The sequence below is a fragment of the Kocuria sp. CNJ-770 genome, from assembly GCF_001942375.1.
GTDB lineage: Bacteria > Actinomycetota > Actinomycetes > Actinomycetales > Micrococcaceae > Kocuria > Kocuria oceani.
The window spans coordinates 84,969-101,615 of the sequence record NZ_MKJW01000078.1 but is presented as its reverse complement, the minus strand read 5'-3'; the positions used below and the strand labels follow the sequence as shown (position 1 = coordinate 101,615).

General features: G+C 68.6%; 13 protein-coding genes and 1 riboswitch. Of the genes, 5 read left to right on the top strand and 8 right to left on the bottom strand.

The genetic code is table 11. The features are described 5' to 3' along the window. Nucleotides 1-261: 261 nt before the first annotated feature. From BJF77_RS04910 to BJF77_RS04890, 5 genes are all read left to right on the top strand, one after another. A complete protein-coding gene (locus tag BJF77_RS04910; protein WP_083664969.1) occupies nucleotides 262-2,130 on the top strand; it encodes a hypothetical protein in 1,869 nt (622 codons plus the stop codon). Between the two features lie 144 nt (nucleotides 2,131-2,274). Beyond that, nucleotides 2,275-2,988 carry a class I adenylate-forming enzyme family protein gene (locus BJF77_RS04905; protein WP_075871447.1) on the top strand — a complete coding sequence of 238 codons (714 nt, stop codon included), beginning with the start codon at nucleotides 2,275-2,277 and terminating at the stop codon, nucleotides 2,986-2,988. Then, the gene (locus BJF77_RS04900; protein ID WP_075871446.1) at nucleotides 2,985-3,770 is read left to right on the top strand and encodes a TIGR03084 family metal-binding protein; all 786 of its coding nucleotides are present in this window, start codon (nucleotides 2,985-2,987) and stop codon (nucleotides 3,768-3,770) included. Before BJF77_RS04905 ends, BJF77_RS04900 begins: the two co-directional genes overlap by 4 nt. 373 nt (nucleotides 3,771-4,143) lie before the next feature. Next, nucleotides 4,144-4,980, top strand: a complete 837-nt coding sequence (locus BJF77_RS04895; RefSeq protein ID WP_222844963.1) for an alpha/beta fold hydrolase — start codon at nucleotides 4,144-4,146, stop codon at nucleotides 4,978-4,980. Between the two features lie 476 nt (nucleotides 4,981-5,456). Next, nucleotides 5,457-5,642, top strand: a riboswitch (cyclic di-AMP (ydaO/yuaA leader). A 5-nt stretch (nucleotides 5,643-5,647) separates the two neighbouring features. Next, entirely contained in the window at nucleotides 5,648-6,148 is a 501-nt protein-coding gene (locus BJF77_RS04890) for an NlpC/P60 family protein (RefSeq protein WP_075871444.1), read from the top strand. Between the two features lie 76 nt (nucleotides 6,149-6,224). Here BJF77_RS04890 and BJF77_RS04885 read toward each other — a convergent pair whose 3' ends face one another. From BJF77_RS04885 to BJF77_RS04850, 8 genes are all read right to left on the bottom strand, one after another. After that, nucleotides 6,225-6,998, bottom strand: coding sequence for a GntR family transcriptional regulator (locus tag BJF77_RS04885; protein WP_083664968.1), 774 nt, complete (start codon nucleotides 6,996-6,998; stop codon nucleotides 6,225-6,227). A 199-nt stretch (nucleotides 6,999-7,197) separates the two neighbouring features. Further along, nucleotides 7,198-8,547 (bottom strand): NAD-dependent succinate-semialdehyde dehydrogenase, encoded by a 1,350-nt coding sequence (locus BJF77_RS04880; protein ID WP_075871443.1) that lies wholly within the window; start codon nucleotides 8,545-8,547, stop codon nucleotides 7,198-7,200. Beyond that, nucleotides 8,544-11,597 (bottom strand): FAD-binding and (Fe-S)-binding domain-containing protein, encoded by a 3,054-nt coding sequence (locus BJF77_RS04875; RefSeq protein WP_075871442.1) that lies wholly within the window; start codon nucleotides 11,595-11,597, stop codon nucleotides 8,544-8,546. The genes BJF77_RS04880 and BJF77_RS04875 overlap by 4 nt, the downstream gene beginning before the upstream one ends. A 402-nt stretch (nucleotides 11,598-11,999) precedes the next feature. Next, nucleotides 12,000-13,121 (bottom strand): alcohol dehydrogenase catalytic domain-containing protein, encoded by a 1,122-nt coding sequence (locus tag BJF77_RS04870; protein ID WP_075871441.1) that lies wholly within the window; start codon nucleotides 13,119-13,121, stop codon nucleotides 12,000-12,002. 81 nt (nucleotides 13,122-13,202) lie between these two features. Then, on the bottom strand, nucleotides 13,203-14,723 hold the full coding sequence (locus BJF77_RS04865; protein WP_075871440.1) for a tripartite tricarboxylate transporter permease: 1,521 nt from the start codon (nucleotides 14,721-14,723) through the stop codon (nucleotides 13,203-13,205). Nucleotides 14,724-14,736: 13 nt separating this feature from the next. Continuing rightward, nucleotides 14,737-15,345 (bottom strand): tripartite tricarboxylate transporter TctB family protein, encoded by a 609-nt coding sequence (locus BJF77_RS04860; protein WP_083664967.1) that lies wholly within the window; start codon nucleotides 15,343-15,345, stop codon nucleotides 14,737-14,739. Beyond that, on the bottom strand, nucleotides 15,314-16,294 hold the full coding sequence (locus BJF77_RS04855) for a tripartite tricarboxylate transporter substrate binding protein (protein ID WP_075871438.1): 981 nt from the start codon (nucleotides 16,292-16,294) through the stop codon (nucleotides 15,314-15,316). The genes BJF77_RS04860 and BJF77_RS04855 overlap by 32 nt, the downstream gene beginning before the upstream one ends. Nucleotides 16,295-16,374: 80 nt before the next feature. Then, nucleotides 16,375-16,647: 4-hydroxythreonine-4-phosphate dehydrogenase PdxA (locus BJF77_RS04850; RefSeq protein WP_187347253.1), on the bottom strand; the 273-nt coding region annotated here is incomplete at its 5' end.

The following is a 16,647-nucleotide window of genomic DNA, read 5'->3' as shown; positions in this document are numbered from 1 at the left end:
CTGATCGTGACCAGGGCACCACCGGCGATGCCCGCCACAAAATTCCTCAGCACCACCCACACCAGTCTGATCAACCGGCGAGAGTGCCCGTTCGTGGGGCTCCAAAGATCCAGTTCGGCGCATGGCCGCGTGCGCCGAAAGATGTCGTCCTCCGGTCATAAGATGCAAAAACATTAGGTTCACGCCGCGGAGGGGGCGACGGACCCCAGCACCCAGGCGAGATGCACACGCCGCTGACAGAACAGGGACACGATGTCACAAGTGGTGGAGACCGAAGATCCAGATGCACTTGGACCGCGCGACTACCGCGCGTTCATGCGCACCGAGACGCCCCAGCTGACCCTTCCCACTGTCCAGGACCAGTTCGTGACGTGGTTGCGCGACAAGGGCATCGACTTCGACAGCACGAACCGTGTCGAATTCATGGCGAGAGGAGTCCGGGCGTCGGTCGTCGAGCACACCCGGGGTCATGACGACTACGTCCGGTGCCGGCTCGTCGAATCGGAGACACCCCAAGGCACGTGGTGCACCGAGGTGGTGGCGTCCTCCGCCGGATGGATCGACCTGACCGTCACGAATTCCGAGGGGTACTTCGTCGCCGTTCCCAAACTGGCCCGGTATCTCATGCAGGCCCTCGATGTGCGCGACGCCTCGATGCAGCTCCTTGACGAGGTCAAGCAGTGGGACATCAACGAGGTCGACCGGCTCGTGGAGCTGCTCGAAGACCAGGACCGGCACGGGCTCGTGTTCGTCGCGGGGACCGGTGACGAGCCGGACCTTTACGAGGCTTTCCGGAAGCGGGTGTCCACGTGGACCCGTGAGGTGTTCGGCATGGCGCAGTCGATCGTCCTTACACCACGCGCCACCCAGATGCTCAGCGATCGACTGGGCTACCACGCCGTTGGCCCATGGATGTTGCGGACGTACTACCCGGGAGTGGCGCCGGCTCAGATCGTGGACTCCCGCCGCCACCGGTATTTGACGACGGCCACCCTCGCCAACGAGAAGGACTGGCGGCTCCGGCAACTCCTGGCGAACACCGCCCGCCGTCATGCGGCCACTCGCCTGGATCCGACAGAAGTCATCCGCGCGAAACGAGCCTTCGCCCGCGCGGAGACTCGTGCACTGCTCGCGGCTTTCGGGGAACCCACCCCCTCTGACCGCGACCGCACAGAGGTCGTCCCGTCGCCAGCCGTCATCAGCGCCGCACCGACGGACGCGAAGCCCCAGGCGCTGGACCTCGAGGACATCGACACAGATCGTGCCGAACCTCCTGCCGTCGCTGCGGCGGAGGCGCAGCTCGATCTCATCCGTTTGGTCCTGGGCATCACATCCATCACCCGCGTCGCCCTGGAGCAGGCGATCCATCCCGGCCACACCGCGCCGTCTCCCGAAAGCCTTCGCAGCGGGGCGTTACAGGCGGCTAGCCTGCGCATCAAGGAGCAGCTCGATCGGATCGAAGAACTCGAGGACTTTCGACGCGATGCGGTGCGCGCGCTCGAGGATCAGCAACTAGAGCGTGCCGAGCTACAGGACGATCTGGAGAAGTCCCGTCGGACGGTCCGCTGGTTGCGGGACCGGTTCGCGGAGATGTCCGACTACGAGACGGCCTTCGGCGAGGCGCCTGAGGACACTCTGGAAACCTATCCCGCGTCGTGCGTGGAACTCATTGATCGGCTGGGGAAAGACCAGGACGTCCTGGTTTTCACAGGTGATCGGAATAAAGCACGTGTCGTCGACGACGCGGACACCCTTCAGCTGGCCGTGCGAAGCGCATGGGAAGCCTGCATTGCACTCCGCGAGTACGTCCGGGCGCGCAACGACGGCAACTGGGACAATGGCGTGGACCAATTCCTGAAGAACCGGCCCGAAGGCTACGACGGGATCAGCGCCGGCAAGCACGGCGCGACCGAGACCGCAGTCACTATGAAGCAGTTCGGCGGCGAAAGGATCTTCCCAGTCCCGGCGGAGGTCTCGTCCGAACAGGTCATCGCGATGAAGGCACACTTCAAACTCGCCTCGATCGGGATGCTGAGTCCCCGTATGCACTACCACGATGACTACACGAACACCGGCAAGATCTACATCGGGTACATCGGCCGTCATCTCACGAATACGATGACTAACTGACGGAGTTGCGGACTGGCACTGGCACATCACTCGGTTCTACGTCCGTCGCGCTTGTCACAGCTTGGGACTGCCCTGACTTTCCTTGACTCGCCGACCAGCCTTTTAGTCGTGTCATTCAGGGGTTCTGCAACCACGGATTGATCCGTGACGGAGGCGCGGCTGCGGCCCTTTGTCGCCGCCGTCGGCGGCTCGCCCCTCCCCCGGACTCTCGTGGACCAGCGGGCGGCCAAGGGCGTGACCGTCATGGCCGACTCCGGCGCCACCGAGGCCGGGTCCACCGTCCTGACCATGCCCCCGCGCGGTAGCGACAGCACCTCGGCCATCAGCGTGCCGGTGGTCCACGCCCAGTGCAGCGTCCGCGACCTCGACGGCTCGGAGCTGCCCGCCGGCCGGATCGGCGAGCTGTGGGTGCGCGGCCCCCTGCTCATGCAGGGGTACTGGAACAAGCCGGAAGGGACCGCCCAGGCCATCACGCCCGAGGGCTGGTTCCGGACCGGCGACGCCGCCCAGGTCGACGAGGACGGCATCTTCCACATCGTGGACCGGTGGAAGGACATGTACATCTCCGGCGGGGAGAACGTGTACCCCGCCGAGGTCGAGAGCGCGCTCTACCAGCACCCCGACGTCGTGTTGGCCTCCGTGGTCGGGGTCCCGCACGAGCGGTGGGGCGAGACCGGCAGGGCGTTCGTGGTGCTGAGCAGGCGCTCCACCACAACCGCCGAGGAGCTGCGCACCTGGTGCCGCGAGCGCCTGGCCGCCTACAAGGTGCCCACCGACGTAGAGTTCTTGGACGACCTGCCCCGCAACGCGACCGGCAAGATCCTCAAGAAGGAGCTGCGCACCGTGATGAGCCGATGACCCGCCCCGATCCCGCCGCCCTGCTGGCCGACCTGCGCCAGGAGGGAGACCTGCTCGAGGAGCTGCTGCGGCCGCTGTCCGCGGAGGACTGGGACCTCCCCACCCCGGCGGAGGGGTGGACGGTCCGCCACCAGATCGCCCACCTCACCTGGACGGAGCGGACCGTGCTCACTGCCCTCGAGGAGCCGGAGGTCTTCGCGCAGTTGCGGGAGCGGTTCGCGGCGGAGACCGACGTCGTCGACCGCGGCGCCCAGGAGGGAGCCGCGCGGCCCCCGGCCGAGATCCTGGCGTCCTGGCAGGACAGCCGGCGCCGTGTGCTCGAGCGGCTCGCCGCCGTGCCGGAAGGCGAGCGCATCCCGTGGATCGGCCCGCCCATGGGGGCGCCCATGATGGCCAGCGCCCGGATCATGGAGACCTTCGCCCACGGCCAGGACGTCCGCGACGCCCTCGGGGTTCCCCCGGTCGCCTCGCACCGGCTGCGGCACGTTGCCCATCTGGGCGTGGCCACCCGCGACTACGCCTTCCGGCAGCGCCGGCTGGATCCACCGGCCGAGCCGTTCCGCGTCGAGCTCACCCACGAGGAAGAAACTTGGACCTGGGGACCGGCCGAGGCAGGTCAGCGTGTCCACGGCCCGGCCCTGGACTTCGCCCTGCTCGCCACCCGGCGGCGGCACCGCCAGGACGGGAACCTCGTCGCGGAGGGCCCCGACGCCGACGCCTGGCTCGACATCGTCCAGGCCTTCGCCGGCCGGCCGGGTCCGGGGCGAGCCCCGCTGTCGTAGGCCGGATGCGGAGGAACCGCCGGACCGGACAGCGGCGACATCGTGCGGAGCGCTGATTCACGACGACGCTGCTGGTGGCACAACCGGTTGACGTGACGAGCTCGGCCGAGCGCTGGAGCAGGACACCCCCGCCGGATGGGCCGCGCTGCCGTCGCGCCCGGTGCCGGCCCGTCACATGCCCCCGCCGCCCTGGTCGCGGACACTGCCGAGCCCTAGCGTGTAGGCCACCAGGCGCCACAGCAGCCCAGCAGCGGCCACCGGAGAGCGGGGACGGCATGAGCGCGCACACGGAGAATCAGGGCAACCGCAGCGTCGCCGCGCCGGAGGGCGCCGCCTGGAGTTCCGGCTCACCGGCCCGCCCGGCGGCCTGCCGGTGATTTTCCACCACGGCGCCCCCGGCGCCGCGGTCCCGTTCGGGCCGCTCGAGCGCGCGGCTACGGAGCGCGGGCTGCAAGTGCTCACCGTCTCGCGCCCCGGCTACGGCACCTCGGACCCGCTCCCGGAGCATACGGCCCCCGGCACGGTGGCCGACGCCGTGGCCGACATCCGGTGCGTCCTGGACGAGCTGGGTGCGGAGGAGTTCCTCACTTTGGGCTGGTCCAGCGGCGGCCCGCGCGCCCTGGCCTGCGGCGCGCTGCTGCCCGGCCGCTGCCGCACGGTCAGCTCCCTGGCCGGCTGTGCTCCGCCGCGCGCCGAGGGACTGGACCCGGTCGCCGGGATGGACGAGGACAGCGCGGCCGAGTTCACCGCCGCCCGGCAGGGTCGCCGGGCGCTCGAGGCCTACCTCGAGGAACAGGTGCAGGCCATGACCGCGGCCGCCTCGGCGCCGGATGGCGACGTCGTCGAACTGCTGCGCGCTATGCTCCCGCCGGTGGACCGGGCGGTGATGACCGGGGACTTCGCCGACTACGTCATGGGCGCGGCCGAGCACTCCCTGCGCCAGGGCATCGTGGGCTGGCGCGACGACGACCTGGCGGTGGACCGTCCGTGGGGCTTCGCCGTGGAGGAGATCGCCGTGCCGACGCGGATCTGGCACGGCCGGGAGGACCGCACCGTCCCGGTATCCCACGGGGAGTGGCTCGCCGCGCACGTGCCGGGCGCCCGGGCGCACCTGCTGGAGCACGAGGGGCACCTGTCCCTCGTGGCCCGCCTCGACCGGGTCCTGGACGACCTGCTCGATGCCGCCGAGGTCGACAAGGGCGGGATGTAGGGCAGGCACGCCGGAAGGGTCCGCGAAGAAAACCGACCCACACCGGGCGGTCATGACAAACGCAGTAATTTCTTTTAGCGAATTCCCGTTTGGACCCTGGGACCCACTAAGAGATCGCCTTTTCCGCCCCCACCAAGGAGCCGCCCACGTCGGCTGCTTAATGCTCCGTGAAGCATTCCCCGCGGTTTCTCGCGCCATAACGTGCGTGTCACCCCCGGACGCCCCGCCCCAGAGCAGAGGCGGACTCGCCGGCGAACACGAGTGGAACAGAGCCCCAGGTCAAGCCCACTTTTGTCTTGAGATGCACCGACCAGAGGATCCCCGCCGCCCCCCTCCCCAAGCAGCTTCGCGCGAGCGCGAAGGCCCACGGCCGGATTGCAGCAGATTCTGAGACACGCCCGTGATCAAAACGAGACTTTCTCGTTACTTTTCGATTAGTGTTCTCTCCGTGCCGATCCCCCCACTGATCGACACCCCCGTGCACATCGCCGAATTCTGCCGGTGCCCGGGGCCCCCTGAACACATCGCTCGGCAGAAGCGGGGGAACCACGAACGGTCCCTCCCCCGGGACCTAGGGGTTAAGTCGCCAGGGCCTCCACCCTGCGACCGGGTGTCTCCCACCCGCATCCGACAGCTCACCTCGCAGGCAAGAGGGAGGACATCACTCATGCCCATCTTCCACTCCCGCACGCCCCGCCACCGCGCCCAGCGCTCGTTCCCCCTGGGGCGCACCGCGACCCTGGCGGTCGCCGCCGGCGCCATGGCGCTCGGCAGCGTGGCCCCGGCCCAGGCCGCCCCGGTCGCAGCCCCCCAGCAGCTCCTCAGCATCCAGTCCCAGTCCGGCAAGGCCGCGACCATCGCCGCCGCGGCCAAGAGCCAGCTCGGCGTGGGTCAGGACTGCACCTCCCTGGTCACCAAGTCCCTGCGTGCGGCCGGGATCAACCACCACGGGTGGCCGGTCTCCTACCTGAATCTCGGCCACCGGGTCTCCGCCGCCCAGGCCCAGCCCGGTGACCTGGTCTACTACGCCAACGGCGGCATGGGCTTCGCCCACATCGCCGTGTACATCGGCGGCGGCAAGGCCGTCCACGGCGGCTGGAACGGCTACCAGACGGTCATCCAGACCGTCCACGTCGGCTCGGGTCCGGTCTACATCCGGGTGCGCTGACTCCACGCTTGTGAACCGGGTGTGCGGTTCCTCTCCCGATGGGAACCGCACACCCGATCCCCCAAGAAGCGTTGCTCTAGGACGGCAATCCCTGTGCCGGGCCTGCTTGTCGTGCAGTCCCATGTCGCCGCACGTATCGGGCAGTGGCATTCCGGGCATTCCGATCAGTGCGCTCGTATTCGTCCATCGCACGCTCCCGTACGCCGCAGATGTGCCCGGCCATCGCAATCCGGGCTGCCCCGGCATCACCTCGGCGCAGCGCCTGCAGGATCTGCGTGTGCTCCTCGGTGGCGCTCCGGGCGTCCTGGACCCCCAATCCGCCGAAGAGCCGAAACCGGTGCACGTGCCCGCCGAGGGACTCGTAGGCCCTCAGGACGAACTTGTTCCCCGCCTGCTCCGCGATGAGCCGGTGGAAGCGCTCGTCCGCCTCCCAGTAGGAGCGGTAGTCGGAGAAGTGGGGCCCGTTCGGGGCGTCGCGGTGGTCCTCGATGGAACGCTCGAGGGCCTCCAGGAACGGCGGGTCCGCGCGGCCGCAGGCCAGTTCGGCGTTGTACGGCTCGATGAGCAACCGCGCGTCCATGAGGTCCAGCAGCTCCTCGTGGGTCAGTAGGGGCGCCACGCGGTAACCGCGCAACGCGGCCCGAACGACCAGACCCGTTGATTCCAACCGCGCCAGAGCCTCCCGAACCGGCGTGGGGGAAACGCCCAGCTCCCGCGCCGTGCCGTCGATGCTGACGGGATCCCCGGACTTCAGCTCCCCGTCCATGAGGCGCGCGAGGATCTCCTTGTACACCTGGTCCGCGAGGATGCTGCGCTGCACGCACGACCCGCCCGAAATGCCTATCTCCATGCCGCTTTCCCTCGCTTGCAGTCGCGTTGCCACGAAGTGTGGTGTTCTCCTGGGACGCCGACTTCGTCAGAAGCCCACAGTCGGAGCAACGGTGGCGTACGCCATTGCCGGACACCACGATCTCCGATGTCCGTCCGCCCATTTGCCGGACTTGCGGTTGCTGGGTTCAGCCGTGAAGCGACAGACCGAGGCCTGCCCGTCATGCACGGGGAACCGCCATGTACTTGGTTTCGAGGAACTCCTCGATGCCCACGCGGCCGCCCTCGCGGCCGAGGCCGGGGGTGTCGTTGGCCATGCGCACGACCTCCTCCTCGGTGTCGAACGGGATGACGGGGGCCACCGGGCCGAAGATCTCCTCGTTCATGAGTTGGGCGGAGGGGTCCACGTCGGACAGGACGGTGGGGGTGTAGAAGTAGCCGGGGCGGTCCGGGCGGGAGCCGCCGCAGACCACGGTGGCGCCCTTGGCCACCGCGTCGTCCACCAGTTCCTGGACCTTGGTGAGGGCTTTCTCCTCGACGAGGGGTCCGACGTCGGTGCCGTGCTGGGCGCCGTCGCCGACGGACAGCACGCCCAGGCGTGCGGCGAGCCGTGCGGAGAACTCCTCGGCGACCGGGCGCTGCACGAACAGCCGGTTGGCCGCGGTGCAGGCCTCGCCCATGTTGCGCATCTTCGCCGCGACGGCGCCCTCCACGGCGCGGTCCAGGTCCGCGTCGGCGAAGACGAGGAACGGGGCGTTGCCGCCCAGCTCCATGGAGGAGCGCATCACGTGCTGGGCGGCCTGCTCGAGCAGGCGCACCCCGACCTCGGTGGAGCCGGTGAAGCTGATCTTGCGGGCGATGCCGGAGGACATCCACGGGCCCACCACGGAGGAGGCCCTGGAGGTGCACACGACGTTGAGCACGCCGGCGGGCAGGCCGGCCTCCACGAGGATGTCCACCAGGGCCAGGGAGGACAGCGGGGTGAGGTTGGCGGGCTTGAACACCATGGTGCAGCCGGCGGCGATCGCGGGGCCAATCTTGCGGGTGCCCATCGCCAGCGGGAAGTTCCACGGGGTGACCAGCACGCACGGGCCCACCGGCTCCTTGGAGACCAGGATGCGGTTCTTGCCGTCCCCGGTGGTGGTCTGGTCCCCGCCGATGCGCACGGCTTCTTCGGAGAACCAGCGGAAGAACTCTGCGGCGTAGGCGACCTCGCCCTTGGCCTCGGCGAAGGGCTTGCCCATCTCCGTGGTCATGATCAGGGCCAGTTCGTCCTGGCGGTCCATGATGATGTCGTAGGCGCGGCGCAGGATCTCGCTGCGCGCCCGGGGGGAGGTCTTCGCCCAGTCCTTCTGCACGCGCCCGGCGGTCTCGATGGCGCGGGCGGCGTCCTCGGGGCCGCCGTCGGCGACCGTGGCGATGACCTCCTCGGTGGCCGGGTTGACGACGTCGAAGCGGGCCCCGGAGGCGGCCTCGCACCACCGGCCGTCGATGAACAGGCCCGTGCTGACCTTGCCGACGGCGTTCAGAGCCGGCTGGGAGGTGCGGGAGGCGTTGACGTTGGTGGTCATGGGGTGTCCTCTTTCGGGGTCGTGGAGTGGGTTCGGTCGGGGGCGGCCGCTCGGAATTGTGGCCGGCCCGGGTCCAGGAGCTGGGCCAGGTGCACACCCGTCCTGGTGGCGTCGAGCTGGTTGATCTGCATGGCACAGGAGAACCCGTCGGTGAGCACCGCGGCCTCGGCTCCGGTGCCGCGCAGGGCAGGTGCCAGAGCGTTCTCGGCGACCTGCATGGACACCTCGTAGTGCTGGGCCTCGAAGCCGAAGTTGCCGGCCACCCCGCAGCAGCCGGTGGCATCCACCACCTCGGCCACCCCGACCGCGGCCAGCGCGGCCCGCTGGTTGCCCGCGCCGAACACCGAGTACTCGTGGCAGTGGGTCTGCAGGACCACCTGTTCGGGCACGGGGCGGGCCGGGGTCGGAGTCCACCCGTCCGCGACGAGGTCGGCGGCGTGGGCGGCGAAACTGCGCACCCGGGCCGCGACCCGTTTGGCCTGGTCGGTGGGGACGAGCTCGGGCAGGTCCTTGCGCAGGGCTGCGGCGCAGCTGGGCTCCACGACCACGATCGGCCGATCGGTGCCGTCGTCGAGGGCTTCTGCGGCCCGGGCCAACAGTTTTTTCGCGGTGCCGAGTTGGCCGGTGGAGATCCAGGTGAGTCCGCAGCAGGCCTGTGCTGAGCACTGCACAGATTCCCCGGCCTCGGTCAGCACGCGTGCGGCGGCCCCGGCGACCTCAGGACGGAACCCGCGGGTGAAGGTGTCCACGAACAGCACTACTGCTCCCTGCGGGTCACCTGGGGACAGCACCCCGGCGGCGGCAACCTGCTGACGCCATTCCCCTGTTCTGGCGAATCGGGGCATCGCCCGGCGGGTGGTCAGTCCCCCGACCAGGGCCGCGACCTTGGCCAGTGGTGTGGCCAGCACCGCGTTGACCAGCGGGGCAACCCGGCCGGTCAGCTTCAGCCACCGCGGCAGCCAGCCCAGGGAGAAGTGCGCCATCGGTCGCAGCCGGCCGGCGTAGTAGTGGTCGAAGAACTCGGACTTGTAGGTGGCCATGTCCACCCCGGCCGGGCAGTCGGTGGAACACGCCTTGCAAGACAGGCACAGGTCCAGCACCTCGCGCACCTCCTCCGAGCGCCAGCCCTCCTGCACGGTGGCCGCCCCGCGGACCATGTCCTGCAGCACCCGGGCCCGGCCCCGGGTGGAGTCCTTCTCGTCGCGGGTGGCCCGGTAGCTGGGGCACATGACCCCGCCGATGTCCGCACGGCAGCGGCCCACGCCGATGCAGCCCTGCACTGCCTGCACCCACGGGTCAAGGCCCGCGCCGCCGGCCGTCGCGGCGTCGTCGGTCTCAGCGAGAGATCCCCCGCCGCGGTGAAGCGGGCGCAGGTCGAAGCTGGTGCGCCACTCCCGCGCCGGGACCCCGGCCAGCGCCAGGTGCGCGTCCATCGGGTCCGGGACGGTGATCGAGCCGGGGTTGAGGATCCCGGCCGGGTCCCACAGCCGGCGGTAGGCGGCGAAGGCGGCGAGCACCGCCGGGGAGTACATGATCGGCAGCAGCTCGGACCGCGCCCGGCCGTCCCCGTGCTCGCCGGACAACGACCCGCCGTGGCGGACCACCAGCTCGGCCGCAGCACGGGTGAAGTCGCCGAACACGGCCCGCCCGGCGTCGGTGCGCAGGTCATAGGTGATGCGGATGTGCATGCAGCCGGCGCCGAAGTGACCGTACATGACGCCGTCGAGCCCGTGATCGGCCAGCAGGGCGCGCAGATCCGCCAGGTAGTCCGCCAGCTTTTCCGGGGCGACCGCGGAGTCCTCCCAACCCGGCCAGGACTCCCCTCCGGAGGCGAGCCGGGAGGCCAGTCCCGCCCCGTCCTCCCGCACCCGCCACAGCGAGGCACGCTCCACCAGGTCCGGCACGGCCCGACCCTCCACCAGCCGCCCGTTCTGTCCCAGCCGGGCCAGAAGCCGCTCGGCCGCGGCGGCCACGGTGACCGGGTCCTCGCCGTCAAGGTCCACGAACAGCCACGCCCGTCCGGCGGGCAGGCCCAGCACGGAGTCCGCCCCACGGCGGAACCGCATGGTCTCCACGATGGCCTCGTCGGTGCCCTCCACCGCCGCCGGGGAGAACTCCAGGATCGTGGGAACGTCCCGGGCGGCCTCCACCACGTCGGCGTGCAGGCACACCAGCAGCGCGCTGGCCGGCTTGGGCACCAGCCTCATCCGGGCCCCGACCACGACGGCGCAGGTGCCCTCGGTGCCCACCAGGGCCCGAGCCATGTTGAACTTCTTCTCCGGCAGCAGGTTCTCCAGGTGGTACCCGGAGACCTGGCGCTGGATCCGGCCCAGCTCGAGCCGGAAGACGGCGAGGTTCTCCCGCGCCAGCCGCGTCAGTGACTCCGTCAGCTCGGCCGCACGGGCGGCCGACGCGTCATCGGACGGGTCGGTGGCGCGCAGGCCCGTGGTGGTGGCCGTCAGCCGCGCGCCGTCGGTGGTGACGACGTCGATCTCGACCACGTGGTCGGAAGTGCGGCCGTAGCGCACGGAGTGGTTCCCACAGGCGTCGTTGCCGATGGCCCCGCCCACCGTCGCGCGGCTCTTCGAGGAGGGATCCGGGGCGAAGGTGAGTCTTCCGCCCGTGGCTGTCTCCACCTGGCGGGTGAGATCGGCCAGCACCACCCCGGGATCGACGTCCACGGTGCCGGCGGTCTCGTCGACGCCGTGCACACCATCGAGGTGACGGGAGAAGTCCACAACCACACCGGGGCCCACGGCATTGCCGGCCATGGAGGTACCCCCGCCGCGGCCGACCAGCGGGGTACCGGTCTCCCGGCACGCCGCCACGGTGGCCACTACCTCGTCCCGACTGCGGGGGAACACCACCGCCAGCGGCTCCACCCGGTAGTTGGAGGCGTCGTAGGCGTACTCGGCCAGCCGGCGCGGCGAGGAATCAGCGGCCACGCCGGCAACCTGCAAGCGCTCGAGCACATCCGGCTGCGCCCGGGCCTGCTTGCTGGTGGCGCCGGACTCCGCACGGACCGTCCCGTGGTCAACAAGATCTTCCATGCTTCTCCTCAGGATCCCGCACCGGTGGGAACCGACTCAGCGATGACGGAGAGGTCGCCGCCCACGGTGACCCGAATGTCTGCACGGTTGCCCATGGAATTCCCTTTCTTGCGGGTCTGAGGCCAGACCAGCGGCATGTTCATCTGAGGTTGGATGCGAAGGAAGCATCCTCCGGGCACATCGGTGTCGGGGCCACCACATGTCCGTGCTGTCCGGGCCGCCGAAGTACCGGCACCGATCACAATCCTTATTGGTCCACCCGCGGGGGAACAGGTCCACCAGCCGGTCCCCGGACACCAGCACCGGGCGCGGACCGCCGGACACTGGATCCCCCCGTCCGCCGACCCGGCACCGGGCTTCTGCCACGGACGCAGGACGGGGCCGTGGCCCGGCGCAGGACGCTCAGTCGAAGACGATGATCTGGCGGACCGCCCTGCCGTCGGCCAGCTCGTCCATGGCTTCGTTGATGTCTTCCAGCCGGATGGTGGCCGAGGCGAGTTCCTCCACCGGCAGGCGCCCCTCGCGCCACATCTGGGCGTAGGCCGGTATGTCGTGTTCTGGCACCGCAGATCCCAGGTAGGACCCGATGATGGTCCGAGCCTCAGCCGTGACTCCCAGGGGCGCGATGCAGGAACGCGCATCTGGGGAGGGAAGGCCGACGGTCACGGTGGTCCCTCCGGCGGCGGTTGCCGCGACCGCCGTCTCGAACGCCTTCGGGTGGCCTGCAGCTTCTACGACCACCGGGGCCTTGATCCCCAGTTCCTCCACCTCCTGTGGCGAGTACACCGAGGTGGCCCCGAGTTCTCGGGCACGTGCGAGCTTGTCCGGATTGGCGTCGACTCCGATCACCTTTCCCGGGTTCTCCGCCTGGCTCGTGAGCGAGAGCGCCGTGAGCAGGGCGGCCATGCCCACACCTCCCAGACCGACGATCATGACGTCCTGACCGGGTGACGGCTTGCCGGCGTTTCGCACCGCACCGCCGCCAGTGAGGACCGCGCAACCGAGGACGGCGGCTGCGGCAGGTGGGATGTCGTCGCCCACGGGCACCACCGACCGACGGTTGAGGACAGCATGGGTGGCGAAACCGGACACGCCCATGTGGTGTTTGACGGCCTCCCCTTGGCGGGACAGCCGGGAGTTTCCTCCCAGCAGCTCACCGTTGTTGTTGGACGCCGAGCCTTCGGTGCAGGGCAGCTTGCCGTTGGTCGCGCAGTTGTCGCAGTCACCACACCGCGGCAGGAACACCGTCACCACCCGCTGCCCGGGACGCACATCGGTCACTTCCGATCCCGTCTCGACCACGATCCCGGCGGCCTCGTGCCCCAGCAGCATCGGAACCGGACGTACGCGGTTGCCGTCGACCACCGACAGGTCCGAGTGGCACAGACCGGCTGCCTCGATCCGCACGAGCACCTCGTGCGGCCCCGGACCGTCCAGCTCCAGCTCACAGACAGAGATGGGCCTTGAACTGGAATAAGGCCGTTCGCGTCCGATCTCCTCGAGGACAGCGCCCATGATTTTCATCGTGATTGCCTTTCATGTTGTTCATGCCGTGCCGGCCCCCGCGAAGCGGGTCCGGAATTCGCTTGCGTGGCGCTTTCGGGCTCAGGCGGGGATCTTGTCCCGGTCGCGGTCTCGGTCGCGGTTGCGATCGCGTCGACGACGAAGCACGCCGGCCATCGGCGGCCCGATGAACGCGAGGATCGCCGCCAGGACGAAGAAGGTCGAGATGGGGCTGTGGAAGAGGATGAGCGGATCCCCCTGGGCCAGGGACGAGGTCTGCACGAGGTACTTCTCCAGCAGGGGGCCCAGGACCAGACCGAGCACGAGCGGAGCCGCAGGGAAGTCGAACCGCTTCATGAAGTATCCGAACAGGCCCGCGACGAACACGACCCACAGGGCGAAGGTGTTGTTGCCCACGGCGAACGCCCCGATGAGGCTGATGAAGAGGATCATCGGATAGAGGTAACTGTAGGGAAGCCGCAGGATCTGGGCGAAGACAGGAGCCAGAGGCAGATTGAGGATCAGCAGGAACAGATTGCCGATGAAGAAGGAGACGAGGAGTCCCCAGATGAGGTCCGGCTGCTGTTCGAACAGGAGCGGACCCGGCTGAAGACCGAAGATCACGAAGGCACCCAGCAGGACCGCAGTAGTGCCGCTGCCGGGAATGCCCAGTGACAGGGTAGGGATGAAGCTGGCATTGGCGGCGGCGTTGTTGGACGCCTCAGGAGCAGCCACACCTTCGACGGCGCCCTGACCGATCTCATGGCGGTACTTGCTGACCTGCTTTTCCGCCCCGTAGGACATGAAGGAGGCCAAGGTGGCTCCCGCGCCGGGAAGCACGCCGAGGGCGAAACCGAGACCGGTTCCCCGCAGTGCCGGAGGGAACGAGCGTCGCAGCTCTGTCTTCGTGACGATCAGGTCGCGGAACCGGGCCTTGATGGGTTTCTCCCCACCGCGGTGGATCTGGTGGAGGACCTCACCGATGGCGAAGAGCCCGATCAGCACCGCGATGAACCCCAATCCGCTGAGGAGATTGACGCTGCCGAAGGTGTAGCGCGCCGTCGCGAATCCTGACGCGACGCCCACCATGGAGAGGAGGAGGCCGACCGCCGCCATGATGATTCCACGCAGCACGTTCTCGCCGGCGAACGAGACGATCGTGGCCAGGGCGAGCAGCATGATGGTCAGGTTCTCCACCGGGCCGAATTTGAGCGCGAAGGCCGCGATCGGTGTGGCGAGGATCATGAGGCCGACGAGCGAGAGGATCGCCGCGATGAAGGACGATATCGCTGAGATGGCAAGGGCCGCGCCCGCTCGGCCGTTCCTGGCCATCTGGTAACCGTCCAGGGTCAGCACCACGCTCGACGAATCACCCGGGGTGGAGATCAGAATGGAACTGATGGAGGCCCCGTACTGGCTGCCGTAGTAGATGCCGGCCAACATGATGAGCGCAGTCACCGGCTCCATGCTCAGAGTCACGGGCAACAGGATTGCCACGCCGGTGGCTGAACCGAGGCCGGGCAACATGCCGATGACGGTGCCCAGCATCACACCGATGAAGCACCACAGGAGGTTCTCCACCGAGAAGGCTGTGTCGATACCGAGGAGGAGGTTGTCAAGCACGCTGGATTCCTTACTAGATCAGGCCCAACATGCCCTGAGGTACGGGCACACCGAGGATTTGAACGAAGATCAGGTAGACGGCGGCCAAGCCTCCGAAACTGATCAGGACGGAGGGCACCACGGGCTTGCGCTCGACCCACAGGACGATGACCAGCACCATGGCCGTGAGCGCCAACAGCAGGCCTGTCACCGGCACCAACAGCAGTGCGACGAACAGAGCGAAGAAGACCTTGACGATCGCCCGGTTGCGCTCGGCGCTGGTCCGGCCGAAGGTGTCCTTCTCCTCGCCGGATTCTTCCTTCAGCTTCCGTGCGGCAGCCTTCGCTTCTTCCTCGGCCCTTTCGGCGGCATCCATGAGAGCACCGCCACGTGTGCCGGAGGAGAAGTACAGCCGTGCGACCTCGGCCAGGGAAGCCACGAGAATGAAGGCGCCGGTCAGGACGGGCAGGAAGCCTGGACCGATCTGGTTTTCATCGCGCATGAAGCCGTAGCCCAGACCCATGAAGACCGCGACTGCTCCCACCACACCCAGCAGAGCCGTGCCGACGACGTCGGGAACTGCCGGCTTCTTGCGCTCCGGCCTCCCGCCCTTACTGGTCACCGATGACGTCTTCAAGCTCATTGTGGTACTCCTCCAGGTAGCTCGTGAACTCGTCCCCGTACGCGACCTGAGCCTGCAGCAGGTTGGACTCGATGTACTCGTCGAAGCCCTCCGTCTCGGCATACTCCTGCCCGGCTTCGATCCAGTGCTGCTTGGCCTCCTCGGAGATCCCTCCTGGGGCAATGAAGCCGCGCCACTGGGCGAAGGTCACGTCGATGCCCTCTTCGATTCCGGTCGGCACATCGGCCAGAACTTCGTATTCGTAGCGCTCGGGCGCCAAGGCACACAGCGGTCGCAGATCCCCGGACTCGAACTGGCCCATGGCCTCACCAGGATTGGTCATGGCGACATCGATGTGCCCACCCAGCAGAGCGCCGGCGATCTCCCCGCCCGACTCGTAGACCACGGGCTCGAACTTGACGTCGAACTGCTCCTCGATCTGGGTCCACGCCACGAACTCCGGACCGGTCGCTCCGGAGATCGCGGTGCTGACCGTGCCGTTCCGGGCAGCGTCGACGACATCCATGCAGGTCTGGAACGGCGAATCCGCGTTCACCATCATGACGTTGTAGTCCTCACCGACCTTCATGATCGGGGTGAAATCCTGGTACGTGAACTCGACGTCCTGGGCGATCGGCAAGGTCATCAGGGCCGTTTCGCTGGCCAGCAGCACTCCCGGATCGCCCGCGCTGCCCAACAGCTCGGAGTATCCGATCGCGCCGTCCCCGCCGGTGATGTTCTCCACCGTCACGGTGGAACCCGTCACCTCCTCCAGTCCCTGGGCGATGGCGCGGCCGGCCAGATCCGACCCGCCGCCGGCAGCGAACGGGACGATCATGCGCACGTTGTCGGGAGCGGAGAATTCCTCCCCGCCACCTCCCCCGCTCCCGGAGGCGCCCCCGCAGGCGCTCAGACCCAGAGCTGCCGAGATCGTCAGCGCGGGCACCACATACTTGGAACGTCGATTCATCACTATCTCCTTGGCTGTACTGCGGCGGCTTGCCACGGTGGTCTATGTGCATTTCTCCGGTCGTGCTCGACCGTCAGCTCTCAGGCGACGTCGGCGGCCATCTTCTGAGAAGCGAGGCCGACGGCGATCTCGAAAGCACGTTGGCTGGGGCCGGTCTTGGCGACTCCCTGGCCGACGATTTCGAAGGCAGTACCGTGGGCCGGGGTGGCGATCGGGACGGGCAACCCGCCCTGAACCGTCACGCCCTGGTCGAAGCCCATCAGTTTCATCGCGATCTGGCCCTGGTCGTGATACATCGTCACCACACCGTCGAACTGCCCGTCCGAGGCGCGGATGAACACGGTGTCGCAGGG